Source organism: Novosphingobium humi (genome assembly GCF_028607105.1).
Lineage (GTDB): Bacteria > Pseudomonadota > Alphaproteobacteria > Sphingomonadales > Sphingomonadaceae > Novosphingobium > Novosphingobium humi.
The window spans coordinates 322,223-348,812 of the sequence record NZ_CP117418.1; the positions used below are offsets into that span (position 1 = coordinate 322,223).

At 63.9% G+C, this 26,590-nt stretch carries 17 protein-coding genes and 1 pseudogene; 8 read left to right on the forward strand and 10 right to left on the reverse strand.

All coding sequences use genetic code 11. From position 1 onward, the window contains the following. The first annotated feature begins 122 nt into the window (after positions 1 to 122). Both PQ457_RS17455 and PQ457_RS17460 read left to right on the forward strand, forming a co-directional pair. Positions 123 to 2,690, forward strand: coding sequence for a glycoside hydrolase family 9 protein (locus tag PQ457_RS17455; protein ID WP_273620124.1), 2,568 nt, complete (start codon positions 123 to 125; stop codon positions 2,688 to 2,690). Between the two features lie 28 nt (positions 2,691 to 2,718). Beyond that, positions 2,719 to 3,765 carry a LacI family DNA-binding transcriptional regulator gene (locus PQ457_RS17460; protein WP_273620125.1) on the forward strand — a complete coding sequence of 349 codons (1,047 nt, stop codon included), beginning with the start codon at positions 2,719 to 2,721 and terminating at the stop codon, positions 3,763 to 3,765. Here PQ457_RS17460 and PQ457_RS17465 read toward each other — a convergent pair. Together PQ457_RS17465 and PQ457_RS17470 are read right to left on the reverse strand one after the other, a co-directional pair. Next, positions 3,720 to 5,384 carry a glycoside hydrolase family 43 protein gene (locus PQ457_RS17465; RefSeq protein WP_273620126.1) on the reverse strand — a complete coding sequence of 555 codons (1,665 nt, stop codon included), beginning with the start codon at positions 5,382 to 5,384 and terminating at the stop codon, positions 3,720 to 3,722. The genes PQ457_RS17460 and PQ457_RS17465 overlap by 46 nt on opposite strands. Then, positions 5,381 to 6,568, reverse strand: coding sequence for an MFS transporter (locus PQ457_RS17470; RefSeq protein WP_273620391.1), 1,188 nt, complete (start codon positions 6,566 to 6,568; stop codon positions 5,381 to 5,383). The genes PQ457_RS17465 and PQ457_RS17470 overlap by 4 nt, the downstream gene beginning before the upstream one ends. Before the next feature lie 389 nt (positions 6,569 to 6,957). Between PQ457_RS17470 and PQ457_RS17475 the strand changes: the two genes are divergently transcribed. Then, positions 6,958 to 9,912 carry a TonB-dependent receptor plug domain-containing protein gene (locus PQ457_RS17475; RefSeq protein WP_273620127.1) on the forward strand — a complete coding sequence of 985 codons (2,955 nt, stop codon included), beginning with the start codon at positions 6,958 to 6,960 and terminating at the stop codon, positions 9,910 to 9,912. Between the two features lie 126 nt (positions 9,913 to 10,038). Here the strand turns inward: PQ457_RS17475 and PQ457_RS17480 are convergent, their stop codons facing one another. From PQ457_RS17480 to PQ457_RS17490, 3 genes and pseudogenes are all read right to left on the reverse strand, one after another. Continuing rightward, a complete protein-coding gene (locus tag PQ457_RS17480) occupies positions 10,039 to 12,144 on the reverse strand; it encodes an alpha-glucuronidase family glycosyl hydrolase (protein ID WP_420541006.1) in 2,106 nt (701 codons plus the stop codon). 133 nt (positions 12,145 to 12,277) lie between these two features. Further along, positions 12,278 to 13,267 (reverse strand): annotated as a pseudogene (locus PQ457_RS17485) (S1C family serine protease); the annotation flags it as partial. Between the two features lie 54 nt (positions 13,268 to 13,321). Beyond that, on the reverse strand, positions 13,322 to 13,594 hold the full coding sequence (locus PQ457_RS17490) for a protein usg (protein WP_273620129.1): 273 nt from the start codon (positions 13,592 to 13,594) through the stop codon (positions 13,322 to 13,324). Positions 13,595 to 13,873: 279 nt separating this feature from the next. Between PQ457_RS17490 and PQ457_RS17495 the strand changes: the two genes are divergently transcribed. The 3 genes from PQ457_RS17495 to PQ457_RS17505 all read left to right on the forward strand — a co-directional run bounded on the left by PQ457_RS17495 (position 13,874) and on the right by PQ457_RS17505 (position 17,233). Further along, positions 13,874 to 14,806, forward strand: a complete 933-nt coding sequence (locus PQ457_RS17495) for a LysR family transcriptional regulator (RefSeq protein ID WP_337958502.1) — start codon at positions 13,874 to 13,876, stop codon at positions 14,804 to 14,806. Between the two features lie 127 nt (positions 14,807 to 14,933). Continuing rightward, complete coding sequence (locus tag PQ457_RS17500) at positions 14,934 to 16,070, forward strand: alkene reductase (RefSeq protein WP_273620131.1); 1,137 nt, start codon at positions 14,934 to 14,936, stop codon at positions 16,068 to 16,070. Then, on the forward strand, positions 16,067 to 17,233 hold the full coding sequence (locus PQ457_RS17505) for an MFS transporter (protein ID WP_273620132.1): 1,167 nt from the start codon (positions 16,067 to 16,069) through the stop codon (positions 17,231 to 17,233). The genes PQ457_RS17500 and PQ457_RS17505 overlap by 4 nt, the downstream gene beginning before the upstream one ends. A 16-nt stretch (positions 17,234 to 17,249) precedes the next feature. Here PQ457_RS17505 and PQ457_RS17510 read toward each other — a convergent pair whose 3' ends face one another. Together PQ457_RS17510 and PQ457_RS17515 are read right to left on the reverse strand one after the other, a co-directional pair. Beyond that, the gene (locus tag PQ457_RS17510) at positions 17,250 to 18,170 is read right to left on the reverse strand and encodes an alpha/beta hydrolase (RefSeq protein ID WP_273620133.1); all 921 of its coding nucleotides are present in this window, start codon (positions 18,168 to 18,170) and stop codon (positions 17,250 to 17,252) included. A 149-nt stretch (positions 18,171 to 18,319) separates the two neighbouring features. Beyond that, positions 18,320 to 20,662, reverse strand: a complete 2,343-nt coding sequence (locus tag PQ457_RS17515) for a TonB-dependent receptor (protein WP_273620134.1) — start codon at positions 20,660 to 20,662, stop codon at positions 18,320 to 18,322. A gap of 264 nt (positions 20,663 to 20,926) precedes the next feature. Here PQ457_RS17515 and PQ457_RS17520 point away from each other — a divergent pair, with 264 nt between their 5' ends. After that, positions 20,927 to 22,093, forward strand: coding sequence for a glycoside hydrolase family 68 protein (locus PQ457_RS17520; RefSeq protein ID WP_273620135.1), 1,167 nt, complete (start codon positions 20,927 to 20,929; stop codon positions 22,091 to 22,093). Here the strand turns inward: PQ457_RS17520 and PQ457_RS17525 are convergent. Next, positions 22,075 to 23,079, reverse strand: a complete 1,005-nt coding sequence (locus PQ457_RS17525) for a LacI family DNA-binding transcriptional regulator (RefSeq protein ID WP_273620136.1) — start codon at positions 23,077 to 23,079, stop codon at positions 22,075 to 22,077. The two genes, PQ457_RS17520 and PQ457_RS17525, sit on opposite strands and share 19 nt — an antisense overlap. Positions 23,080 to 23,146: 67 nt before the next feature. Next, positions 23,147 to 24,217 (reverse strand): alpha/beta hydrolase, encoded by a 1,071-nt coding sequence (locus PQ457_RS17530; RefSeq protein ID WP_273620137.1) that lies wholly within the window; start codon positions 24,215 to 24,217, stop codon positions 23,147 to 23,149. A 74-nt stretch (positions 24,218 to 24,291) separates the two neighbouring features. Here PQ457_RS17530 and PQ457_RS17535 point away from each other — a divergent pair, with 74 nt between their 5' ends. Beyond that, positions 24,292 to 24,795, forward strand: coding sequence for a DUF3237 domain-containing protein (locus tag PQ457_RS17535; protein ID WP_273620138.1), 504 nt, complete (start codon positions 24,292 to 24,294; stop codon positions 24,793 to 24,795). A gap of 3 nt (positions 24,796 to 24,798) precedes the next feature. On the opposite strand, the gene PQ457_RS17540 is transcribed toward PQ457_RS17535, so the two are convergent. After that, positions 24,799 to 26,529 (reverse strand): tannase/feruloyl esterase family alpha/beta hydrolase, encoded by a 1,731-nt coding sequence (locus PQ457_RS17540; RefSeq protein WP_273620139.1) that lies wholly within the window; start codon positions 26,527 to 26,529, stop codon positions 24,799 to 24,801. Positions 26,530 to 26,590: the final 61 nt, after the last annotated feature.

The following is a 26,590-nucleotide window of genomic DNA, read 5'->3' on the forward strand; positions in this document are numbered from 1 at the left end:
GCGCTATCGCCATGGCTCATCAATCGAAAATCACCTTTCGCCGCAGACTAATTTACAGGCCCGGATGGTGGACGGTGCAATTTCCATTTGCTAAATGATAGCGCAAACATTTGGAGAGAGTGATGTCCGGAAAGTCCAGACTGTTGTTTTGCCTTGGTCTGTTGGCCATCGGCGCCCCGGCATGGGCGCAAAACCCGCCCCAAGCCCTGTCGCTGGGCGACAAAGGCTATTACGAGGGGGCAGGCGTCAACGTGCTGGCCTTTTCCAATTGGTATGACGGGCTGTTTGCCGATTCCAAGATCAGCGGCATCGAGATCATCCAGCAGGGCCTGCGCAATGCCACCAACGGCGATGTGCGCCTCTCGCCCACGCCCGGCCAGTGGGACCCGATCGGCGCCATGGTTTCGCGCAAGGTGGACCGCGCGGCGGGCGTGATCGAGACGCGCCTGCGCTATGCCGATTACGATTGGACCTATATGATCCGCGCCCGGCAGCAGGACGACGGCGTGGTGGTCAGCATCCTGCTTGACCGCCCGGTTCCCGATGCTCTGGTGGGCAAGGCCGGGTTCAATCTGGAATTCCTGCCCTCGGCCTATTTCCATCATGCCTTCATGGCCGATGGTGTGGCGGGCGCGTTCCCGCTGCATCCCGTGGGCGCCATGGTGCGCACCGATCAGCGCAACGCCGCCAGCGGGCGCAGCGAAGGTCCGGGCGCCGAACCGCTGCCCATGGCCGAGGGGCGCGATTTTGTCCTTGCGCCAGAGGACCCGGCGCGGCGGGTGAGGATCACGGGCGATGCGCCCATCATGCTCTATGATGGCCGCAATCAGGCGCAGAACGGCTGGTTCGTGCTGCGCTCGCTGCTGCCCGCAGGCAAGAGCGGGACGGTGCTGACATGGACCATCCGGCCCCAGACCAGCCCCGGATGGCTGCGGCGTCCGGTGATTGCCCATTCGCAATTGGGCTATGCGCCTGCGGCCTCGAAACTGGCCACCGTGGAACTGGACGCCCATGACAAGCGCCGCCCGCCGCTGCGCCTGCTGCGCATTGGGGCCGATGGCGGGCAAACCGCCGTCCTGTCCCAGCAGCCGCGCGAATGGGGCGATTATCTGCGCTACCACTATCTCCAGATGGACTTCAGCGCTGTGAAGCAGCCGGGTCTTTATGTGCTTGAATATGGCGACGTGCGGACCGCGCCCTTCCGTATTGCCGATGACGTCTATGCCGATGCCTGGCATGCCACCAATGATGTCTATTTCCCGGTGGCGATGGATCATGTCTCGGTGAATGAGGCCTATCGCGTGTGGCACGGCGATTCCCACCGCGATGATGCGCGGCAGGCCCCCGTCAACCATGAGCATATCGACCTCTATCGTCAGGGGCCGACCACCGACACGCCTTTCCGGGCGGGAGAGCACATTCCGGGGCTGAATGTGGGCGGATGGTTTGATGCGGGCGATTTCGACATCCGCACCCAGTCGCAATATCAGGTGGTGCGCTCGCTGGCCGCCGCGCGCGAAAGGTTCGGGCTGGACCGCGACACGGTCAGCGTTGATGAGGCGCGGCGCCATGTCGAAATCCATGTGCCCGACGGGCGGCCCGATGTGGTCCAGCAGGTGGCCCATGGCACGCTGCAATTGCTGGCCCAGTTCGATGCGGTGGGCCATGCGATCCACGGCATTGTCGAACCCGATGTGGCGCAATACACGCATCTGGGCGATGCGGTGAACAAGACCGATGGCCTGCCCTATGACCCGGCGCTCAAACCCGGCGAAATCCGCGACGGGCGCAGTGGAACGCCCGATGACCGCTGGGCCTTCACCAGCAAGGCCTCGGCGCTCAATTATGGCTCGATTGCGGCGCTGGCGGCGGCCGGCAGAGTGCTGCGCGGGCAGGATGATGCGCTCTCGGCCAAGGCTCTGGCCACCGCCCAGCGCGTCTGGCGGGAGGAGCAGTCCCACGCGCCCGATCTGTTTTCGCATGGCAACACCACGGGCGGCCCGCTGGATTGGGAGAAATTCGCCGCCGCTGTCGAATTGCTGAAAACCACGCGCAGCAAGGTCTATGCCGATGCCGTGATGGAACTGTGGCCCAAGGTGGCCAAGGCCTTTGCCCCCAATGCGCAGACGGCGGTGGCGGCGCTGCCCTATATGCCCGCGGCCTATCGCCGCGCGATGATCCCCGCCGTGCGCCAATGGCAGGAGGAGAGCGACCGCATCGCTCGCGCCAACCCCTTTGGCGTGCCGATCACCACGGGCGGCTGGGCCGGGGACAGCACGGTCATGGCCTATGCGCTGGTCGCCGATGCGCTGCATGGGGCCTTTCCCGAAATCGTCGGGGGCGATGCGGTCTGGCGGGGGGTGGCCTTCATCACGGGCCATCATCCCGGTTCGGACATTTCCTTTGTTTCGGGCGTGGGCACGGTGTCCAAAGAGGTGGCCTATGGCAACAACCGCGCCGACTTTTCCTATATCGCGGGCGGGGTGGTTCCAGGCGTGCTGATCATCAAGCCCGACTTTCCCGAAAACCACGAGGACTGGCCCTTTTTCTGGGGCGAGAATGAATATGTCGTGCCCGAAGGGGCGGCTTGGATCGAACTGGTCAATGCGGCCAACCAATTGCGGGCCAAATCCGTGGCAAACGGCGCTCAAGGTGGCTTTCAAAAGCCTGAAAGCCTACCTAAAGGATAATATTCGACAGCGTAAGGAAAGGTTTGGCATGGCAAGGTCTGATCGTTCGGGTGCGGGCGCCACGATCATTGACGTTGCCCGCCTTGCCGGTGTTTCGGCGATGACGGTTTCGCGCGTGATCAACGGCCGGGAAGGGGTGCGGCCCGAAACGCGCGAGGCGGTGGAGAAGGCGATCAACGACCTGTCCTATACGCCCAATGTCGCCGCGCGCAGCCTTGTCACCTCCACCGTTCTGCATGTCGGCGTGATCTATTCCAACCCCAGCGCGGCCTTCATGAGCGAGTTTCTGACCGGCATTTTCGAGGAGGCGTCAATCCGTGGCGCTCGCCTTTCGCTGTTGAAGGGCGAGGCGGGCAAGGCGCCGGACAAGGAAGCGCTGGAGCAATTTGCCGCAGCGGGATTGTCAGGCTTTATCCTTGCCCCGCCGCTGGGTGAATCGCGCAGGATCCTCTCGGTGCTCGAACCGCTGGGGCGGCCGATCGCGGCGGTTGGGGCCTACAGGATGTCGGACGCCATGTGCGTGCGGATCGACAACCACCGCGCCGCCTATGAAATGACCCACCACCTGCTCGATCTGGGCCACCGCCGCCTCGGCTTTATTCTGGGCAACCCCGATCAGGCCGCCAGCGCCGAGCGCATGGCCGGATTCTATGCCGCCGTGCGCGAAATCGGCGGGGTCGAGGTGCGGGTGGCGCAGGGCGATTTCAGCTATACCTCCGGTCTGGCCGCAGGGGAACTGCTGCTCGATGCGCCATCGCCGCCCACCGCCATTTTCGCCAGCAATGATGACATGGCCGCCGCCGTGGTATCGGTGGCGCATCGCCGCCAGATCGACGTGCCGCGCGCGCTGACCGTGGTGGGTTTTGACGATACGGCCGCCGCCGTCACCCTGTGGCCCACGCTGACCACGGTGCATCAGCCGCTGCGCCGTCTGGCCGCCGAGGCGCTGGCCTATGTGGCGCAGGAGGCCGGCCCGGCATTGATGAGGCCGGGCACGGTCAGCGACTGCGTGCTCGATCACTCCATTGTCTATCGCGACTCCACCGCGCGCATTTCGGTGGCCGAGCCGGGCTGATCGGGCGCGTCATCCTGTGCCTCATAGCGCAGCCATGCGAAATCGGCATGATGGCCCGCGCCCGAAAGATCCTGGCACGCCACGCCGACAAAAGCGCCGGTGAAATTGGGATAGCCGGGCAGCGAGACTTCATCGGAAAGCACGCTGACATCGAGCTTTTGCGGCGCCCATTGCCATATTTCCGCCCCCTCGGCCCGCCAGCCAAAGCGCAGCCATTGGTGGTCCACTTCTGCGCATAATTCGATCGGCCCGGCGGGCAGTTCCGGGGCGACCAGAACATCATGCGCGCCCTTGCCGGGAATGGCCGACATGATCCGCAATTCGCGCCCGCCAGTGTCACGGGTCAGGTGGAGATAGTGGAATTTCGTGCTGTTGTAATAGCATACCAGTCCGGCATTCTGCTGGAAATGGGCCGGATCGAAATCGATGCAGGTGGTGGCGGTAAAGCGGAAATGCGCAAAGCGCCGCGCGACAAGGGCCTGCTCGAAATGGCTCTTGATCGATTCCCGGCCATAGAGACGCAGCCAATGCGGGCGCGCATCCATGCTCCACAATCGGCCGCTGTCGGGGCTGCGCAGCCATTGCAGATCTTGGGGCAGGGGCCCGGGCGCGAACTGTCCGTCCCATGGCTGCTCTGGCCATGGGCAGGGGGCAAGGGGAGGCAGGGGCGGATTGGGGTCCGGCTGCGCGCCGGGCGTCATGCTGCGCAGCCAGCCATCCTCGCACCATCGCATGGGCTGGATCGCGGTCTCGCGCCCCAGCGGACAGCGCGCCAGTCCGGGCAGGGGCCTGCCGCAAAGATAGGCCATCCATGGGCTGCCATCCTCCAGTTCGACCAGATCGCCATGGCCCGCGCGGGTGATCGCGCCCTCCTGTCGTCCCGCCGCCGTCAGCACCGCGCCATCAGGATGGGTTTCATAAGGCCCGCTGATCGATCGGCTGCGCGCCATGACCACCGCATGGTTCCATCCCGTGCCGCCCTCGGCCACCAGCAGGTGATACCAGCCGTCGCGTTTGTAGAGATGCGGCCCCTCGGTAAAGCCCCGTTCCGTGCCGTGATAGATCAGCCGCCGTTCGCCTTTCAGCCGCAGCGTGTCCTTGTCGATTTCCTGCAAGACGATGCCGCCGAAACGCCCCCGGTCGGGCCGATGGTCCCACAGCATGTTGAGCAGCCAGCAACGCCCGTCATCATCATGGAACAGCGCCGGGTCAAAGCCGCTGCTGTTGAGATGGACCGGATCGGACCATGGCCCCTCGATGCTGGGCGCGGTGACCAGATAGTTGTGAAAATCGCGTAGCGAGGCGCCATGCGCGCCGTTTACCGTGGTCAGGCCATAACGCTTCACATCGGTATAGACCAGCCAGAAGCGCCCGTCGGCATAGGTCAGGTCCGGCGCCCAGACACCGCAGGAATCGGGATTGCCGCGCATATCGAGCTGATCCGCGCGCGCCAGCGGCCGGTTGGCCAGGCGCCAGTGGACCAGATCGCGACTGTGGTGGATTTGAACGCCGGGAAACCATTCAAAGGTCGAGGTGGCGATATAGAAATCCTGATCCACGCGCAGGATGGAAGGATCGGGATTGAAACCGCGCAGGATGGGATTGGAAAATGTGTTCATGATGGCTTGCGTACCAAGGTCCAGAGCAGCCCGGCGCCAAGCAGATCGAGGCATCCAAGCAGCATGAAAAACGGGGAATAGCCGAGCCGGTCAACCAGACTGCCCAGCACAAGCGAAAAGATCAGCACGCCCAGATTGGCCGACAGACCGGCAAAACCGGCCACCGTGCCCACCTCGTTGCGGGGAAAAAGGTCGGAGGCCATGGTGATGATCGTGACCGACAGCGTCTGATGCGCGAAGCCGGCAAGGCACAGCAGCGCCACAGCCGCATAAGGATCAGCGACAAGGCCGACAAAACCGATCCCCGTCATCATCACGGCGCCCAGCGTGAAGGTGAGGCGGCGCGCGTCGATCAGGGCGATGCCGCGCCGCTGCAGCAGCCCGGCCACCGCCGGGCCGAAGAGACAGCCCAGATCCGCCGCCAGAAAGGGCAGCCAGCCGAACAGCGCCAGATGGGCCATGTCAAACCCGCGCTCTCGGGCCAGATAGAGCGGCAGCCACAGCGAGAGCATCCCCCAGACCGGATCGGCCAGCAGGCGCGGCAGGGCAATGCCCCAGAGGTTACGGCGGGCCAGAAGGCCGCGAATGGGGGTGGGCGGCGCGTCGGATTGAAGATGCTGTTCCTGCCCTTGGGCAATGGCGGCGCGTTCCTCCGGGCTGACGCCGCCATGGCGATCCAGCGGCGCATACCAGCGCAGCCAGAGCAGCGACCACACCAACCCCAGACATCCGGCCACGGCAAAGGCAAGGTGCCAACTGCCTGCGTAAACGGCCCAGGCCACCAGTGGCGGCGCCAGCACTGCGCCCAGCGAGGCGCCGATATTGTAGATGCCCCCCGCAAGGCCGCGTTCGCGCGCGGGGAACCACTCGGCCACCAGCTTTTGCCCTGCGGGTTGGGCCGAACCCTCTGTAAAGCCCAGAACAAGGCGCAAGGCCGCAAAGCTGAACCAGCCGCGCGCAAGCATATGGCCCAGCGTGACAATCGACCAGCCGAGCGCAAAAAGCGCGAAACCCAGCTTCAAGCCCAGCCGATCCAGTACAAAACCCGCGATGGGCTGCAGCATGACGCCCAGTTGCATGGCGCCCGTGATCCAGCCGTATTGCGCATTCGATATGCCTTGTTGGGCCAGCACAACGGGCGCGGCAACGCCCATCACCGAGCGCGCCAGATAGTTGATGATCATCGCGCCCACAAACAGCGCGAGCACCAGCCATCGCGTTTTGCGCCATGCCGAACGGCGGAGCAGGGCCGCGATCACGGCTCTTGCCGCCTTGTTGCGGCGGACGGGGCGATTCGTGGCGCGCGACATGATGATAACGTAAACATTAAACCTTTCAGACCCACCCGGTTTTGCCGGTTTTTACGGCAATTGCATCTTCTCTTATCAAGAGTTTTTTTCAGAATACAACCCAAAAATCGCCCGATTGACAGGGGTGCCTTCCCGCGTTACGAATGATGTTAACGTTAACTAACAAAAGGCGTTCAAAGCGAGAGTTGCCATCCATCCTCAAGACTCCCGCAAAACGTTCGCCCAATTGGCATCTGCAAAAAATAAATGTCCTGGAGAGGTACATGAGCCTGAAAACACCCAAGCATCACAATATCCTTCTGTGCGGAACGGCCTTGCGCGCGGCGGCCTTGGCAATAGGGCTTATGCCGGTGGCCGCCATGGCGCAGCAACAGCCTGCGCCCGCCGGGGCGTTGCCCGAATCGAGGCAGGAGGCGCCCAAATCGGACCATGACATCATCGTCACCGGCACCCGCATCACGGCCAGCGGCTTCAAGGCGCCCACCCCGACCACAATTCTGGACGCCACCAGCCTTGCCGCCAATGCCCAGCCCAATGTGTTCACCACGATCGCGCAATTGCCCTCGCTTCAGGGTTCGACCGGCACGCAGGTCAACACGTTCAGCACCTCAAGCGGTCAGCAAGGGCTCAGTTCCTTCTCGCTGCGCGGCGTGGGCGCGATCCGGACGCTGACGCTGCTGGACGGCCAGCGCGTGGTGGGGGCCAATGTCACGGGTGTCCCCGATATCAGTCTGTTTCCGCAATTGCTGATCCAGCGGGTCGATGTCGTCAATGGCGGCGCTTCGGCCTCCTATGGCTCGGACGCCGTTGGCGGGGTGGTCAATTTCATCACCGACGGGCATTTCAAAGGCCTGAAGGGCAATGTTCAGGGCGGCATCACCACCTATGGCGATGACGCGCAATATCAGGTGCAATTGGCCGGAGGCACCAGCTTCCTGCAGGACCGCCTGCATGTGGTGGGCAGCGTCGAATACAGCAACGAGGCGGGCATCGGCGGCGGTGACTTCGGCATCGGGCTGGCCAATGGCCGCGACTGGTTTGCCCAGACGACGCAGATCAACCGCGGCGTGCTGAATGACGGATCGCCGCAATATGTGGTGCGCGATCTAGCCCAGTCGATCTCTTTCACCAAATATGGCCTGATCACGGCGGGCCCGCTGCAGGGCATCGCCTTTGACGCACGCGGCAATCCGTTCCAGTTCCAATATGGCTCGGGCGGCGTGCCCCAGCGCGATGCGGCGGGCACGGTGTCGGGGTGCTATCCCGGCTTTTGTCTTGGCGGCGATCTGTCGGGCAATGTTGATTCTGGCCGCTCGCTGCAATCCAGCATCGAGCGCCTCAACACCTATGGCCGGGTGGGCTTTGAACTCGACAATCGCAACGAGATTTATCTGACCGTCAATGTCGGCAAGGTGAACACCCATAACCAGCCGGTCAACGGGATGAACAAGCCGGGCCTGACGATTCAGTGCGCCAATCCTTTCGTGCCCGCGCTGGTCCAGAACGCCTGCACCAATGCCGGTATCACCAGCTTCCGCTTTGGCACCAGCAATGCCGCGTTGGGCAACACGCAGGTCTACACCGAGCGGCGCCAGTACCGTTTCGTGCTGGGCGGCAAGGGGACCTTCACGCTGGCGGGCAAGGACTGGAAATACGACATCTATGGCGAGCACGGCACCAATTACAGCGATATTGATGTCCGCAATATCCTGCTGACCTCGCGTTTCAATCAGGCGATTGACGCGATCACGCTCAATGGCGCGATTGTCTGCCGCGATCCGGTGGCGCGGGCCAATGGGTGCCAACCGCTCAACATTCTGGGCGGTCAGCCTTCGGCGGCCTCGCTGGCCTATGTCGTGCCGCAATTTGGCCCCTATCAGCGCACCCGCCAGACCCAGGACGTGGCCAGCATCAGCTTCTCCGGTTCGCCGGTGGATCTGTGGGCGGGGCCGCTTTCCATCGCCTTTGGCGGGGAATTCCGCCATGAATTCTATCGCGTGGACGCCGATCCCTATGGCGCGGGCTTTGCCAACACACCCGCAGGCGGCAATTATCCGGCCGACCCGGTGCTGATCGCGGGGGGCAACAACTGGTATGCGGGCAATTACAAGAACGGTGGCGGCGCCTATAGCGTCAAGGAAGGCTTTTTCGAGGCCAATCTGCCGGTCATCAACTCCGACGCCATGGGCCATGCCAATTTGAACGGCGCGGTGCGTGTCACCAATTACAGCACATCGGGCACGGTCACAGCGTGGAAAGTGGGCGGCACATGGGATCTGCCCATCGACGGCCTGCGGCTGCGCGGGGTGACATCGCGCGATGTGCGCGCGCCCAACCTGTCGGAAATGTTCGCCGCGCCTGTCACCACAACGCTGCCCAATTTCTTTGACCCCTTCCACAATACGACCACGCTGGTCATCCAGAGCGTGGTGGGCAATCCCAATCTGAAGCCGGAAATCGCGCGCAACACGACCTTTGGCGTGGCTTTGGCCAATCCGTCATGGATGCCGGGGCTGAACATCTCGTTCGACTATTACAAGCTCAAGCTCAACGGCGTGATCTCCTCGATCGGTGCCAATGACATGGTGCAATATTGCTATCAGAACGTGCTTCCACAGACCTGCAATTCGTTCAATCTGAACAATCCGGCGGGCGGCAATTACATCAATGTCCAGCCCTTTAACCTGGCCTCGATCAAGACCGAGGGCTTTGACATCGAGGCCAGCTATCGTTGGCGCAACCCGCTGGGTCTGCCGGGCAATTTCACGCTGCGCGCGCTGGCCACGCATGTCATCAACTATATCACCGACACGGGTCTGCCCGGCACGATCCCCATCGACAGCGCCGGGTCCAATCTGGGCAACACGCCGCATTGGAAATGGCTGGCGGTGCAAAGCTATGACAATGACAAATTCTCGCTGATGGTCCAGGAACGCTGGTTCAGCAACGGGACATTTGCCAACAATTATGTCGTGTGCAGCCCCGGCACATGCCCCGCTTCGACCGCCAACAATCCCACCATCGACCAGAATTTCATGGCCGGCGCTTTCTATCTGGACATGGGTGGATCGGTGAACATCACCAAGGAGGTCACCGCCTATTTCAAGGTTGATAATGTGACCAACCGCACCCCGGCACGTAATTACATCTTCAACAATCCCGCGCTGTATGACCAGATCGGGCGGGTGTTCCGCGCAGGCGTGCGTTTCAAATACTGATGTTGCGATAATCCGGCCTGCCCCTCCTCCCTTCGGGCCGGATCACGCGGCGGGCGAAGCCGTATCTCGCCCGCCACAAGGCGCCATGGCGCGAAGGTTTGCCGCCCTTCGCGCCATGGCTTTGTTTTATGGATTGCCCGGCGCATAGGGGAAACTCAGCGCCTTGTACCAGCCCAGATCATGCGCGGGCTGAGCGCTGCCCGCAGGCAGGGGCAGGTGGTTGAGCGATTGCCAATAGGCGATCGAGGCGTCGCGCCACAATTGCGCATCGCGGCGTTGGATGGTCAAAAACACGCGGGTCTTTTCAAACCTTTCGGCATCCATGGCGGGTTTCAAAGCCTGCCATTGCGCCTGCATGCTCTCCACCCCCGCCACGCCCCGATCATAATGGCGCACCAGATCATCCCACAGCGTCGCCCCATCTCTCATGCGATAGGTCCATGGCAAATGGTGAAACCACAGGAGATCCTTCTCATCGGTGGCTTCGGGCCGGGCCAGTCTGGCCGCGATGGCGGGGGCATATTGGGCGATGGCATTGCTGCCGCTGGCGGTGCGGTCAAAGCCGATGCCCTGCGCATCGGCGCGGTTGTAATAGACCGGATTCCATTCCGGGCGGGCCAGCGTGTTGACCCAGGGGCCGGGGCCGTAATGGCCATAGACGCTCATCTGATGGGCCAGGCCCAGCGGGGTCATGTAATCCACCGCCGCCTCGCGCGAGGGCATCATGATGGCGGTGACGGCATCCACCACCTTGGGCGCGGGCGAGAAGGTCTGCGCCGCCCATTCGCGCGCAATGGCCTTGGGCGAGAGGTCAGGGTCCCATGCCAGACGGCCAAAGGCATACCAGTCCGCCTGATTGAAAATCGAGCCTGACCAGTCGCGGTTCGCTCCGATATTGGCCACACCCGCAATGCCCGTCAGCCGATGTCCATCCAGCGATCCATCCACCACCCGCGCCACGGTGGAGCCTGCGCCTTTGCTCAGCGTATCGGCATGCAGGGCCTCGGAGAACAGGGGGCCGAGATAGGTCAGATGCGTCGATTGGCCCAGATATTCCTTGGTGATCTGGAACTCCATCATCAGATTGGTGCGCGGCATGGCGCCAAACAGCGGATGAAAGGGTTCGCGTGGCTGGAAATCGATGGCGCCGTTCTTGACCTGCACCAGCACATTGTCGGCAAACTGGCCGTCCAACGGCTTGAAATCATTATAGGCCTGTTTGGCGCGATCCTCCGGATTGTCATGGGCATAGACAAAGGCGCGCCACATCACCACCCCGCCATGGGGCCGCAGCGCCACGGCCAGCATATTGGCGCCCTGCGCATGGGTGCGGTGGTAATCGGCGGGGCCGGGCTGGCCCTCGCTGTTGGCCTTGACCAGAAAGCCGCCGAAATCGGGAATGGCGCGATAGATTTCATCGGCCTTGGCCCGCCACCATGCCGCCACCGCCGGATCAAGCGGATCGGCCGTCTTCAGCCCGCCCAGTTCGATGGGAGCCGACCAGCGCGCCGAGAGATAGACCTTGATCCCCCACGGCCTGAACACATCGGCCAGCGCCGCCGCCTTGGCGATATAGGGCGCGGTCAGGCTGTCGGCCTTGGCGTTGACATTGTTGAGCACGGCGCCATTGATCCCGACCGAGGCATTGGCCCGCGCATATTCGGTATAGATCGGATCTCGCCAGTCGGGCAGGCGCCACCAGTCCCAGATCGAGGCCCCGGCATAGCCGCGCTCGACCGTGCCATCCAGATTGTCCCAGTGGTCCAGCACGCGCAGCGCGATGCGCGGCGAGGAAACCAGATCCAGCCGCCCCAAATCCGCCCCGCTGTGAGCAAGCCGCAGGTAATGAAACACGCCGTAGAGCAGGCCCAAATCGGTCTTGGCCGCAATCCTTGTTTCGGTGCGTCCAGCCAGCTTGCGGCTGGAAAGCGCGAAGCCATCCGTGCCAAGACCATCATAGCGGGCGGGCCATGATCCATCGGCGGGCGTTGTCAGATGAAACCGGCCCTGTCTGGCCCTTGCCGGAAGGCCGCGTTGCAACTCGGCGATGGCCAGAGCCAGACTGGGCCGGTTGTGGGTGTCAGGCGCGGAAATCGCGGCGCTACCGGCGCGGCCGACCGCGGCGCTGGGATAGCGCAGCCAAAGCTGATGGCCATCCTCCGCCCGGGCGGCGAAGGGCAGGGAGAGAAGGGAGAGGGCGGCGGCCAAGCCGAGGGGCATGCGAAGGATCATGGACAGCCTGCATGTTGAAACAAGAATGACGGAGAACAGCGCGCCGGGGCTGCTTTCCAACCTAAGATAGCGCTATCATACGCCGTTTTCCAGCGTGTTCTCTCATTCCTGCACAGAGATTTCTCGGGGCGTCGTTCCCTGCTCCCACCCCACCGCAACAGACATGGCGCAGCAGCGCGATCCCGTCGAACTGTGTGGATGAACCGGGCGTTGCCTGCCCCGCCTTTACGCCGAAAAGCTCTCCCATCTCGCCTGAGCCTCGGCAAAGGCGGCGCTGCTGCCTTGAGATCTTGCGCGGCGGCCGGGTTCAGCGGCCCGATTGGATGATGCGCGGAACGATCTGCATCAGCTTGTCCACCGGCACGGCAAAACCGATCCCCGCCGATGCGCCCGATGGGCTGTAGATCATGGTGTTCATGCCGATCAGGCGCCCGCTCGAATCCAGCAGCGGCCCGCCCGAATTGCCCGGATTGATCGCCGCGTCGGTCTGGATCAGATGCTCAACCGCGCCGCCCTGTTCATCGGGCAAGGTCCGGTCCAGCGCCGAAACGATGCCTGTGGTCAGCGTCCAGTCAAGGCCGAAGGGGTTGCCGATGGCAAAGACCCGCTGACCCACTTTCAGATCGCCGCTTGTGCCGACCGGAATGGCGGGCGGGGCCTTGAAGCTGACGCCGATTTTGAGCACCGCAATGTCATTTTCGGGGCTGGCGCCCACAAGGGCTGCGCGGAATTTGCGGCCATCGGCAAGACGGATAGTGGCCTCGGACGCCCCGCGAATGACGTGATAATTGGTCACGACATGGCCCGCGCCGTCCCAGATCATGCCCGACCCGGTGCCCTGCGGCACGGAAAAGACGTTGCGGGTCCAGACGTCCTCGACCCACTGCCTTGTGGCGATGGAGACGACCGAGCCGCGCGCCTGTTCGAACAGGGCGATGGTCGATTTCTCGTCCGCGGCCAGATCGCCGCGCGGCGTGATGGCGCGCCGGCCGGTGCCGTCGGCCCCTGTGTTGAGCCCGTGCCACAGGAACATGAGCGCGGCGATGCAACCGGTCAGAAACAGCCAGCGCAGAACAAATCCAAGAATGCGGTTGGGCGGGCGGTGGGGCGCGATGTTCGACATGGTCGCGAAATGGGCATGACCCTGCCGGTTTTTCAAGTCATCCCGACAACAAGTCTATTGTATCGTGATGATCCCGCCCTTGGGATGCCACACACGCGGCCCCAGCAGCCGGTCGTGGACGAAGCGCACCGAATGCAGCACCGCCTCGATATCGCGCCGCCATGCGTCGAGAAACCGGCGCAATTCGGGGAAATGCGGCGCTTCATCGTAGAATTGCCAAACGAAAATCTGGAGCAGCGAGGGATAGTCGGGCATGAAATAGCTGATTTCCGCGGTGGAGAGCCCATAGCCTTGCAATTGCCGTGCAAACTCGTCGTGTCCGCCCATATACCGATCTCCTGCTGTGTTGGTCATCCCTGTTGGCTTGGCTGTTGCCGCAGGATTTGTAATTCCGGCCCCGGTGTCAAGCCGAAAATGAGGCGAAAATCAGGTTAAGCCTATCGTTTATATGGACATTCTGGCACTCTCATGCGCCGGGTGCCAGCGCAGAATATTGCCATCGGCGCCGTGCAGGGGGAAAAGGGCGGCAAGGCAAATGTCGGTGTTGCCGGGGCATGGTCGGGGCTTTTCCTGGTCTGATGCACCGGCTAAGACAAGGCGATGGATATGTTCGCAGCCCTGCGGGCCTTTGTGGCGGTGGTGGAGGAAGGCGGCTTTGCGCCTGCTGCACGCCGGGCGGGTCAGGCGGCATCGTCCTTTACCCGCCACGTTGATGCGCTGGAATCCGCGCTGGGGGTCAGCCTGCTCAACCGCTCCACGCGCAATGTTTCGCTCACGGCGGCCGGAGAGAGCTATTACCCGCGCGCAACCCGCCTGCTGGCCGAACTGGACGAGGCCAACAGCCGCGTGCGCGAGCGCGAAGGCCCGCCGCGCGGCCGTTTGCGGGTCAGCCTGCCCGCCTCCTTTGCCCGGATGCATATCACGCCCTTCCTGCCGCGCTTCATGGCGGAATTTCCGCTGATCGAGCTGGATCTGGTGATGAGCGATGCTTTGGTCAATCTGGTAGAGCAGCGGATTGATGTCGCGGTGCGGCTGGGGGCGCTGGATTCCTCCAGCCTGATCGCGCGGCGATTGGCGCCGCATCGCCGCATCGTCTGCGCCAGCCCGGCCTATCTGGCGCAGCATGGCGCTCCCGCCGCGCCGCAGGATATCGCCACCCATGCCTGCCTGACATTCGCCTTTGCCGATGGCGAGAGGCTCTGGCGCTTCAGTCAGGGCCAGCGTGCCGAACAGGTCCGGGTCAAGGGCCCGCTGCGCGCCAATCAGGCCGAGGCCCTGAAAGAGGCCGCGTTGGCCGGTTTCGGGCTGGTCATGCTGCCCACATGGCTGGTGGGCGAGGAGATTGCGCAAGGCATGTTGCAGCCGGTGCTGACCGACTGGCAGGCGGATATCAGTCGGCCGGGCGCGACCGCCCTGCCCGATGGCGGCATCCACGCTCTTTATCTGCCCGATCGCAAGGAATCGCCCAAGGTGCGCGCCTTCGTCGATTTTCTGGCCGAACGTTTCGGCGCGCCGCCCTATTGGGATCGCGCAATTTGATCTTTGCGTAAATCGCAAAGATGTTCACAGAAATAGCCTGATTATCAAAGTCTTCGAACGGGTGCACATCACAGGCACCAACCTTGGACCCGCTACTACGGCGCTGTCCCAACCAAGAGCCCATACGATGACCGACCTGCTCTTTACCCCCATCCGCATCGGCGCGCTCGATCTGCCCAGCCGGATCGTTATGGCGCCGCTCACCCGCTCGCGCGCGGCACCGGGCAATGTGCCGTCGCCGCTGGCCATCGACTATTATCGCCAGCGCGCCTCGGCCGCGCTGATCATCACCGAAGGCACCCAGATTTCCCAGCAGGGCCAAGGCTATGCCTGGACCCCCGGCATCCACACGCCTGCCCAGATCGAAGGTTGGGCCAAGGTGGCCGAGGCCGTGCATCAGGAGGGCGGGCGCATCGTGATGCAGCTTTGGCATGTCGGGCGCATATCGCATGGCGTGTTCCAGCCGGGCGGGGCGCGCCCTGTCGCCCCCACGATCATGCCGGTCCCGGCCAAGGCCTTCATCCCCGGTCCCGACGGCAAGGGCAATTTCGTCGATGTGCCCGAGCCTCAGGAATTGAGCATCGCGGGCATCCAGATGATCATCGCCGATTATGTTCAGGCCGCCCGCAATGCGATGGCCGCCGGGCTGGATGGCGTGGAACTGCACGCGGCCAACGGCTATCTGCTCGACCAGTTCCTCAACAGCGCGAGCAACTGGCGCACTGATCGTTATGGCGGTTCGGCGGAAAACCGCGCGCGGCTGCTGCTCGAAGTGGTCGATGCGGTTGCCGCCGCGATCGGCAGCGAGCGGGTAGGGGTGCGTCTGGCGCCCATGGGCAAGGCTTTCGGCATGGACGAGGCCGATCCCGAGGCGCTGTTTCAGCATGTGGTCGGCGAACTGGAGCAACGCCGTCTGGCCTATCTCCATCTGGTCGAACCGGCGGTGAAGGGCCGCGAGATCGCCGCCGAAACCGATCCGCGCGCCGATGCGCTGATGCGGGACATCCGCGCCCGCTTTTCCGGCCCGATCATTCTGGCGGGCGGCTATACAAGGTGGAATGCGGAAAAGGCGCTCTGCGATGGGCGCGGCGATCTGATTGCCTTTGGCCGCCCGTTTATTGCCAATCCCGATCTGCCCGCGCGGCTGCTGATTGACGCTCCGCTCAACGAGGCGGACCCGGAGACTTTCTACGGCGGCGATGCCCGTGGTTACACCGATTATCCGACTTTGGCTGAACTGGCCGCGCAAGAGGTGGTGTCATGACTCGCGCGGCCGCCCGGACCATGCCTCCCGGCCTGACCTTCAGCATGGCGGCAGCCACCGGGCTGGCCGTGGCCAATATCTACTATAATCAGCCGATGCTGGGCCTGATCCAGCGTGCGCTGCCCGGCGGCGCCGCCGGTTTCGTGCCCACGGTGACCCAGCTTGGCTATGCCTTGGGCCTGTTCCTGCTGGTGCCGCTTGGCGATCTGTTGGAACGCAGGCGGTTGATCGTTGTCCAATTCGTGGCCCTGTCGGTGGCGCTGGGCCTTGCGGCTCTGGCCCCGACAGGCGCGGCTTTGCTGCTGGGTTCGCTGATGGTCGGGGCCTTTGCCACGGTGGCGCAGCAGATCGTGCCGATGGCCGCGCATGTGGCCCCGCCCGCCCAGCGCGGCGCGGTGATCGGCAAGGTGATGGCCGGGCTGTTGCTGGGCATATTGCTCAGCCGCACGCTGGCCGGTTTTGTGGCGCAACAGTCCGGGTGGCGGGCCATGTTCTGGCTGGGCGTGCCTTTGGCCCTGTTTGCCGCCGGGCTGTCGCGGGTGAAATTGCCCGAGTCCCAACCGGATGGTGGGCTCTCCTATGGCGGTCTGGTTGCGTCCCTGTGGCATCTTTGGCGTGACCTGCCGGTCCTGCGCCGCTCGACGCTGACGCAGGCCCTGCTTTTCGCCGCCTTCAGCGCTTTTTGGAGCACGCTGGCGTTGCAGGTGCAGCGGCTGGGCTATGGCCCGTCGGTGGCGGGGCTGTTTGGCATCGTGGGGGCCGCAGGGGTGCTGGCGGCACCTCTGGCGGGCCATCTGGCCGACCGGCGCGGTCCGGGCGCGGCCATCGTGGCGGGCACGCTGTTGACGGCTGTGGGCATGGCGATCGCCGGCCTTCCCTTCGGCATCGCCGGATTGGTGCTGGGATGCATCGTGCTCGATCTTGCAGTGCAGGGCGCGCTGATTTCCCACCAGCACCTCATCTATGCCCTCAAACCCGACGCGCGTGCGCGGCTCAACACACTGTTCATGGGCGGCATGTTTCTGGGCGGAGCCTTGGGGTCGGCTCTGGCGATCACCGTTTGGCAGACGATGGAATGGACAGGCGTCTGCCTGCTGGGCAGCGGTTTGGCGGCGGTGGCCTTTACCCTCCACGCCGCCGCAGCAAAGCGCTCAATGGCCTGAGGCGGCTCTATTCGCCCTAAGCCAGCCGTTCCAGCCATTTCTGCGCCAAGGCGGTCCATTGCCCCGCAGAACCGTTGGACGGGCCGATGCCGAAACCATGCTTTCCCTCGGCAAACAGATGCATTTCGGGCGCATGGCCCGCTTTGGTCAGGGCATCGGCCATCATCAGGCTGTTCTGATAGGGCACGGCATCATCGTCGAGCGCATGGACCAGAAACACCGGGGGTGTCTGAGCCGTAACATGCTGGACCGGCGAGCGGCGCGCGATCAGGGCTGCATCGGGCGCCGTGCCAAGCAGGGTTTGGGCCGACCAGACATGGGTATAGGGCACTGTCATGCTGATCACGGGATAGACCAGAATCCCGGCATGGGGCCGCGCATCCAGCCCGTCGATGGCGTCAACCGGCGGGGCCAGCTTTTCATCAAATTCGGTGAGCAGCGAGGCCGCCAGATGGCCCCCGGCGGAAAAGCCGATGACGGCGATGTCGGGGTCTGAAACCCCGTCCTGCGCGGCGCGCGAGTGGATCACACGCATCGCGCGCTGGGCATCCATCAACGGCACATCCGCGCGGTTGGCCCAGCCCTCGCCGGGAAGGCGATAGACCAGAACATAGACATGATAGCCCGCCGCATTGAACACGCGGGCCACATCGACGCCTTCATTGCGGATCGAGACGAAATTATACGCGCCCCCCGGAATGACCAGCAAGGCCTTGCCATTGGGCCGCGCGGCGCGGAACAGGCGCAATTCCGGCTCGGCAATATTGCTCAGAAAGGTCTGCGGCCAATCGGCACGCCGTTCGCGGGGGGCAAAACCCTTGCCCGGAACGCCCGCTGGCCACAAAGGCACGCGCTGCGCCTCGATCCATGGGCGGGGCAGGGGGCCGCCTCCTTCGGGGATCAGCAAAGGCGCGACGGCTTGGGCAGGCTTGGTCATGACGGCTCCGGCAAGGGCGGCAAATCCGGCCTGTATCGTGCGGCGGCGGTTCCAGAACAGGGGGCTTTCCTTTCGTCACACGTTTTGCGGGCGCGGCACAGGCCCGCCGATCCATCATGATCGACGGGCCGCAAATTGCCAAGATGGTTTCAGTATTTGAAGCCGATCCGCACGCCATAGGTGCGCGGCGGGGCATAGCTGGCCGTGGTCGAACTCCACACCGGGACGACGGTGGTGGCGATGCGGCGGTCCTCCACATTGTTCATGAACAGGTTGATATAGGCATGGCCGCTCGGTTCGTCATAGCGCAGGTTGAGATCGGTCTTGGTATAGCCCGCGATGCGGCCCTGCACGGCATTGTCGCTGCTGGCAAAGGTTTTGGACTGGGCATAGAAATCGACCGAAGGCGTGATCTTGCCGCCCGATGCCAGATCAAAGGCGTGGGCATAGCTGAAGCGGGCGGAAAATTGCGGCGCATTGGTCAGACGCTTGCCCGAATAATCCGCCGAGGCCGAGGGGATCGCCGCATAGCCAAGGATGGGGGCAAAGATGTTATACATCGTGTCGGCCGAATGCAGATTGTCCGACGCGCCGGGGAAACTGCGATATTCCGCCACCATATAGGCCAGATAGCCCGAGAACGTGTCATTGCGGGTGGGGCGATACGTGGTTTCCAGATCCACACCGCGAATGCGCGCCTTGGCGGCATTGGTGGTGACGGCAATCGGCCCCTGCACCGGATCAACCACGATCGAGGAAACCTGAAGGTTCTGATAATCCATCTGATAGCCGGTCAGGCCGATGAACAGCCGGTCGCCCAGCAGTTTGGCGCGCAGGCCTGCTTCATAATTGGTCACGGTTTCGGGCGCATATTGCTGATAGGCCACCGGATTGCCGCTGGATTGCAGGCCGCCGCCGCGATAGCCGGTCGAAACCGTGGCATAGGCCAGAACGCCCGGCGTCAGGTCATAATCCAGCCCCGCCTTCCAGCTAACCTTGCTGAAACTGGCGGCGGCGCGGCCCCGATCATCGGTATAGGCGATGGCAAAGCCGCCGGGGCATGAGGATGCGTTGATATTGGCCCGTGTGACCGTGGCGCCGGGGCAGACCAATTGCTGTTCGCGGCCGTTCACATCATCCCACGTGGCGCGCACGCCCGCGGTCGCGCGCAGGCGCTCGGTCAATGAGAAGGTGCCTTGCCCGAACAGGGCGCGCGATTTGCTGCCCTCGCCCGAATAGGTGTTGACCACGTCCACGGCGTTGATCGTGCCGATCTGATTGCCGGTGCTGGCCACCAGCGGGCCGAAGATGTTGTAGACGGATGCGAAAGGCGCAGGCGCGGTGTTGCCCGCATGCAGCAGGCGCTGGCCTGAGGGGATCTCGTCCTGATAGATATAGGCGCCCGCCACCAGCTTGACCGGGCCGCGCTGGAAATTGACATCCAGTTCGTGCGACCAGCTGTTGGTCTTGTGGTTGATATATTCCTGCGAAAACACGCCAGAGGCCGCCGCCACGCCATTGTTCACCAGCGAGGAATAGCCTGCCAGCCAGGTGAGGCTGAGGCTGTCGCTGGCCTGCCAGATCAGCTTGGAGCGTACATCATAGCTTTTGACGTTGATGCGGTTGTTGCGGACCTGATCCAGCCCCGGATTGACCGTGTCAAAGCTGGTCGGGACGATCGTGACCGGGCCAAAGCTGCCGGTGTTCAGATTGGCCTGCGGATAGTAATTGTAATTGCGCAGATAGACGGCGGGGACGGTGCCGTTGTTTTCGGCATAGGAGCCCGACACGCGCCATATCAGCGTGGGCGTGATCGCCCATTTGGCAGTCAGGCGCACGCCGCCCAGATTGGTCTGGTCAAAGCGCGCGGTGCCCAGTTGCGCGCCATAGCCATCGTTCACCTGACGAAAGGCTGCGATGCGCAGGCCGAATGTATCGCTGACCGGCAGGTCGACGGCGGCCTGGGCGCGGATGTCGTTGAAGCGGCCATATTGCAGGCTGGCGCTGCCGCCGAAATGCCTGCCCGGATCGGCCGAATTGATGTTGACCACACCCGCCGTGGCGTTGCGGCCATAGACGGTGCCCTGCGGCCCGCGCAGCACCTCGACCGAGCCGATGTCGAACATGGCCAGACCCAGCGCCACCGAGGAGGGATTGTAGATCCCGTCAAACTGGGTCGCGACGGTGGAATAGCCGGAAAAGGCATTGTTGCTGCCGATGCCGCGGATGGCAAAGCCGTTCTGGCTGAGTTGCAGCGAGGGTACGGTGGAGACCAGCCGATCGGCGCTGGTGATCGATTGGCGGTCGAGCGCAGCCTGCGAAACCACGCTGACGGCGATCGGCGCCTTGGAGATCTTTTCGCTGCTCTTTTGCGCGGTCACCACGATTTCGGTGGTGATCGGATCGTTTGCGGCCGCCGCATCCTGCGCAAGGGCAGGAGTGGCCAGAGGAAACAGCGCGGCGCTGGCAAGCAAGATGGCGGAATATTTCATGGCGTCCTCCCGGGATCATACCTGTGTTTTTCCGGCGCCGGGGGCGGCGCCGCTCTCCTTACGGCTGTTGCAACGAATCGCTGCTCTTGCACAACCGATTGCGCATCTGTTACAATCGATAGCATTCGTTGCCTAGGGGGAATTTTCCAGGCGATGGTCCGAGGTCTGATTGCGTAGGTCTCGATCTAAACGGTTGATAAAAATTATCTATTCTCGATCTGCCCTAATGGGGGAGGGACTTTTATGAACAAACGTTTGCAACATGTGGCTGATTCGCCTCACCCATCGGCCTTTTGCTGGACCGCCGACCATATGGCGGCACTGCGGCCCACGCCCGCCAACACGATCCCGCCTTTCGGCTCGGAGGCATGCGCGCCGTACCTTCCCGGTCTGGATATCTGGGATATGTGGCCGGTGGAAAATCGGGACGGTTATGCGCATACCTTTGCGCAAGGGTGGCTCTGGCTGGCGCTGGCCGCGCCGGTGCTGCCCGATCCCGAAGACCGCCATGCCATTGCGCGCATCCATCTGTTGCTGCAGACGGTCGATGGCTCTGGCTGGGTCGATTGCGGCCCCGCCTTTCCCGACGGCCACACGCCGGGCAGCCGCGAATGGTCGGGCAGCGCGCTTTATGATGCAGCGGATCGGCGCGTCCTGTGCTGGTTCACCGCCGCCGGGCGCCGCGACGAGGCTAAGCCCTCCTTCGAGCAGCGCCTGTTTCTGACGGAAGGGTTCCTCCATTGGCGCGGCGATGCACCCGTGATCGAAGACTGGACCCAGCCGGAAGAGGCTGTCGCGGCCGACGGCGAAATCTATCTGCAGGTTCGGGGCAGCGAAGGGGGCGCGGGCACGATCAAGGCTTTCCGCGACCCCTGCTATTTTCAGGACCCCCGCAGCGGCGAGCATTTCCTTTTCTTCACCGCGTCAAAAGCCGCTTCCGCCTCGTCATGGAATGGCGTGATCGGGGTTGCGCATTCGCTGGCCGGGCCGCATGGGCCGTGGCGGCTTTTGGCTCCGGTGGTGGACGGCGATGGGCTGAACAATGAGCTGGAGCGGCCGCATATGCGCTATATCGGCGGCCAATATTACCTGTTCTGGTCCACCCAGCGCAAAGTCTTTGCCGCAGATGGGCCGCAGGGGCCCACCGGCCTGTATGGCGTGGTCGGTTCGTCGCCCCTTGGGCCGTTCCGCCCGATCAATGGCGACACGCTGGTGGCGGGCAACCCGGAGGAGGCCCCTTGGCAGGCCTATAGCTGGTGGGTTCTGGGCGACGGGCGCGTCACCAGCTTTGCCGACCTGCCCGGCATTGCGCCGGATGCCGCGCCTTCCGATGCATTGGGCCGCCGCCGCGCCTTTGGCGGCAGCCCTGCGCCATGGTTCACGCTGCGTCTGGAGGGTGATACCAGCCGGATTCAGGTCGATTCACGCTGAATAAGCTGCGGGTCGATCAGCACGCTGCTGGTCGGCTCGCCCGCCATGCGTTTGAGCAACAGATCGACCATCACCCGCGCGCCATGGCGCAATTGCTGGTCAATCGTGGTCAGCGGCGGCGAAACCAGTTCGCCCAGCGGCAGGCCGTCATAGCCCACCACCTTGACCTGTTCGGGCACGCGCAGGCCCATCGTGCCCAAAGCGCGGATGACACTGATCGCGGTGACATCGGATGCCGCCACGATGCCGTCGGGCATCACCGGTAATCCGCGCAGCAGCCCCAGCGCATCGTCATAGGCCGCCGCCGGTTCGCAATGCGAAGGCATGATCTGCAATTCCTCGCCGCGTCCGGCAATCGCCAGCGCCTGTCGCACGCCATCCAGCCTTGCGCCGAATTCCGGCCCCTCAACCGGGCCCAGATAGGCGAGGCGTTGGCAACCGCGCTCCATCAGATGGCGCGCGGCCATCATCCCGCCCGCACGATTGTCCGACCCCACCGAGCAATGGTGCTGCCCCGAAACCTGTCCGCCCCAAACCACCATCGGATGATAGGCCAAAGAAGTCGCCTCGATCACCGCCAGCTGGTTCGACTGGCCGATGATCAGCACGCCATCGACCCGACCCGACCGGGCATAATTCTCGATCCAGCGGCCATCGGAGGGGATCACGCGCGAGAGCAGCAGATCATAGCCCTGATCGGCCAGCGCATCGGCCAGATAGCCGCTCATCGTGTTGAAAAACGGGTCGGAGAGATGCTGGAGATCATCATGGCCCAGCGGCACCAGCATGCCCACCGTACTGGTCTTGCGCATCCGCATGTTGCGCGCCAGCAGGTTGGGCTGATAACCCAACTTTTGCGCCAGCGTGATGATCCGCTCGCGCGTTTTGGGGCTGACCCGGCCCGAACCGGAAAGCGCGCGTGACACCGTGCCCGCAGAAACGCCGGCCAGATCGGCCAGTTGCTTGATATTGGTCGGGCTGTTCAATCCACCGGCTCCCTGTTCATGCGCGCCTTTCTATCGCCGCGCCTCATGGCGGCAAGCAAAACCGGGATCAAAGGCTGAATGCGCGCCGATAGGCCGCTGATCGCGCGGCCAGCACCTGGCGCGATACCCATGCGCCGGGCATCACCTTGTCAAACCCGTGGAACGCGCCGGGCAGCACCAGCAGTTCGGCGGGCACGCCGCTGGCCGTCAGGCGCTGGGTATAGGCGATATCCTCGCGGGCAAAGAGGTCGATCGAGCCCACCGCGATAAAGGCGGGGGGCAGGCCCTTGAGGCTGAGGGCGCGGGCGGGCACCGCGCGGCGCGGCACATGCGCCTGACCCGGCCTTTGCCCCAAAAAGGCGCGCCAGCCATAGCGGTTGGCATCCCCATCCCACCCGATACAGCCCAGCCCCGGCGCGGGATTCCATGTCGATCCGGTCCGGTCGTCCAGCATCGGATAGATCAGGCATTGAAACGCGACCGGCACTTCGCCGCGATCACGCGCGGTCTGGGCCAATAGCGCGGCATGGCCGCCCCCCGCGCTTTCGCCCGCCACCGCGATCCGCGCCCGGTCCACCCCCAGCGCGGTGGCCTGATTGTGCAGCCAGAGCAGGCCCGCATAGGTCTGTTCCATCGACACCGACCATGGCGCTTCGGGCGCGAGGGAATATTCGACCGAGACGATGACGCAGTCGAGTTCACGCGCCAGATCGATCAGCCCGCCGATTTCCAGCAATGCCGAGCCGGTGATGAAGCCGCCGCCATGGGTGTGCAGGATGGCGGGGCGGGGCGGGGCGCCGGGCTTTTCATTCAGCACATAGAGCTTCACCTCACCCAGTCCCTTGCCCACCGGCGCCATAACGGTGCGGATCGGCACGGCGGGATGATCGGGCATTTGTGCCTTGGCAATGGCGGCGCGCAGCATCGGCAATTTGGATGGGCCCATCGGATAAAAGCCGCTGGTCATGGCGATGATCTGTTTGGCCGCCTCGCGCAGTTCCGGATCGACAAAGGGGAGGCCGGCCGCTCCGCGCGCCTCCTTGGCGCAGAGCGCCCCGCCCGGCAGCATGGCGGCCGCCGCGCTCGTCATCCAGCGCAGGGCGGCCCGCCGGTCGGCGGCAAAAATGTTCTTGGCCATCTCAGTCATCCTTGGAATGCACAAACGTTTGTCTTACCATAGCCGACAATCGCAACCGTTGGGAGACTCTAATCGTGCCTGTTCTGAAAATCGCCGCTTTGGCCCTGTCGCTGGCGCCGGTGGCTGTGGCGGCGCAAGGCGCGCCGCCCGCGCCGCAACTGGAATTCATGTTCGAGGCCGAGGTGTTGCTCGCCCCGCGTGTCGAGGTCGGCGGCACCGCCTTTGGCCAGCGCGGCTATATCCCCATCATCGGCGGCACATTCTCCGGCCCCGCCATCAAGGGCAAGGTGGTGCCGGGTGGATGGGACTGGCAATTGCAGACTTCTGCGGGATGCAGCAGCCTGCATGCCGATTATTTCCTGCAAACCGACGATGGCGTGATGTTCAACGTGGTCAACCATGGCCAGTTCTGCCTTGAAAAGGGCCAGCCTTTCACGCCCGCCTTCACCCAGCCCCGGTTTGAAGCGCCGATGGGGCGCTATGGCTGGCTCAACCATGGCGCCTGGATCAGCCGGTTGGAAGGGGGCAAGGATCCCGCGCATCCCTCGGTGGTAATCCGTTTCTATCGGGCGCGCTGATCGTCAGCTACAGACAAAGCTTTCCGCCTTTTCCGGGTCGCCATGGCCGCGATAGCGGGCGATCTTGGGGAAGGCGCAAAGCGGCCGCTCGCGTCCCGGAAAGGGCGACGCAGGGCCAGCGCGGGCGATGATCCTTTCGGGCGTGTGCTGTTGTTCGACCCATGCGACCATGGCGTCAAAGGCGGCATATTGGTCGGTGGCGGGGCCGCCGGTGCAATGGTTCATGCCCGGCACGGCGAAAAAGCGCGTATTGGCCCGCGCCGCATCGCCCCCGCGCGCCAGCATCGCGCGATACCAATCCAGCGTGTCGGCGATGGAGAACACCGGGTCCGACCCGCCATGCAGCACCATCAGCCGCCCGCCATGGCCCAGAAAGCCCGAAAGGTCTGTCGAGCGGGCCGAAATATCCTCCCACCCCGATGTGGCGAAATCGCCGCCGCGCGCCAGAATGCCCTGTTCGGCCCGGTCCAGATCGAGCGCCATCTGAAACGCCAGACCGCCTTCGGCGCCGGGGGCCAAAGCTTGTGGCGGCACCGAGAAAACCGAGGCCAGCGCCCCGGCCCCCATCAGCATGTTGAGCGAGGGAACGCGCCCGTCCGCCGTCCCCAATTGCCAGATGCGCCAATCGGCCGCACCCCATCCGGCGTCCCACGGGAACCCGGCATAGATGTTCTGCCCCTTGGCATTGCGCGGACCATCGTGGACGCGCTGCAGGGCGGTGATCTGCTCGCCGGTCAGGCAGGCGTTGGTTTTGGCGCCCTTGCACCGGATGGCGTTGAAGGCGGGCAGGACCCGCGCCGAAGTGCATTGCCCCACCGCCAAAATCATGCCGTCGGCCAGCCCGTCGAGCTTGTCGCAGGCGCGCAGCATGGCCCGCCGCGCAAGGGCAAAATCGGCATCGGAAAAGCCCTGCGCGATATTGAGCGGGGTGAGCGGGCCATGGCCATTGGCGGCCGAGAAACTGAAGCTCTTGGTGTTCCACGCCTCGCCAATTGCCGCGCGGGGCAGCGACATGCCCGGTGCCGTCACCACCACGCCGTCAAACAGGGTGGGGTATCGCTGGACCAGCGCCATGCCTTCTTGGCCGCCTTTGGAGCAGCCGACGAAATAGCTGTGCTTTGGCGCTTGCCCATAGCGGGCGGCGATCACCCTGCGCGCGGCCAGTACCGATTTTTGCAGCGAGGCATGGCCATAATTGATGCGGGCCAGTGGATCAAAACCGAAGGCCAGAGTGCCGCCGCGCTTGGGGTCGAAATTGGCCTTGTTGTCATGGCCTGAATCCTGTGACAGCACAGCATAGCCCCGCGCCAGCGCCGGAGGCGCGACGCCCATGGCCCCGACCGCATCGCCCAGATCGCCATCGCTGCCCCCGCCGCCCTGAAAGAAAAAGCCGCCGTTCCATGCCTCGGGCAGGCGCAGGTGAAAGCGGATGGCGTAATGCTGGCCATCGGACCCCACGCGCTGTTCGGTATGGCCGATCACTTCGCAATGGGCGGGCAGGATCGGGGCAGGGGGCGGGGTCATGCCGGGAGGTACGGGCGCGGCAGGGCCGGGGCCGGCAGGATGCGCCAGCGCCGTTTCGATCACAAGATCGGGCAAAGTGCGCTGCTCAAGCCCTTTGCACAACTGCTCTGCCTCGGTCGATGCCTTGGCCGGTGTCGCGCTCAGGGCAAGGAGGGGCAGGATCGGGGCGAGGGACCGGAGACGGACGGTGCGTTTCGGGGGCGATTTCATGAGCGATAGGCTATCATGCGCAAAGGATTGCGCAAGGCCATTTTTGCAGCGACTTCGTTCC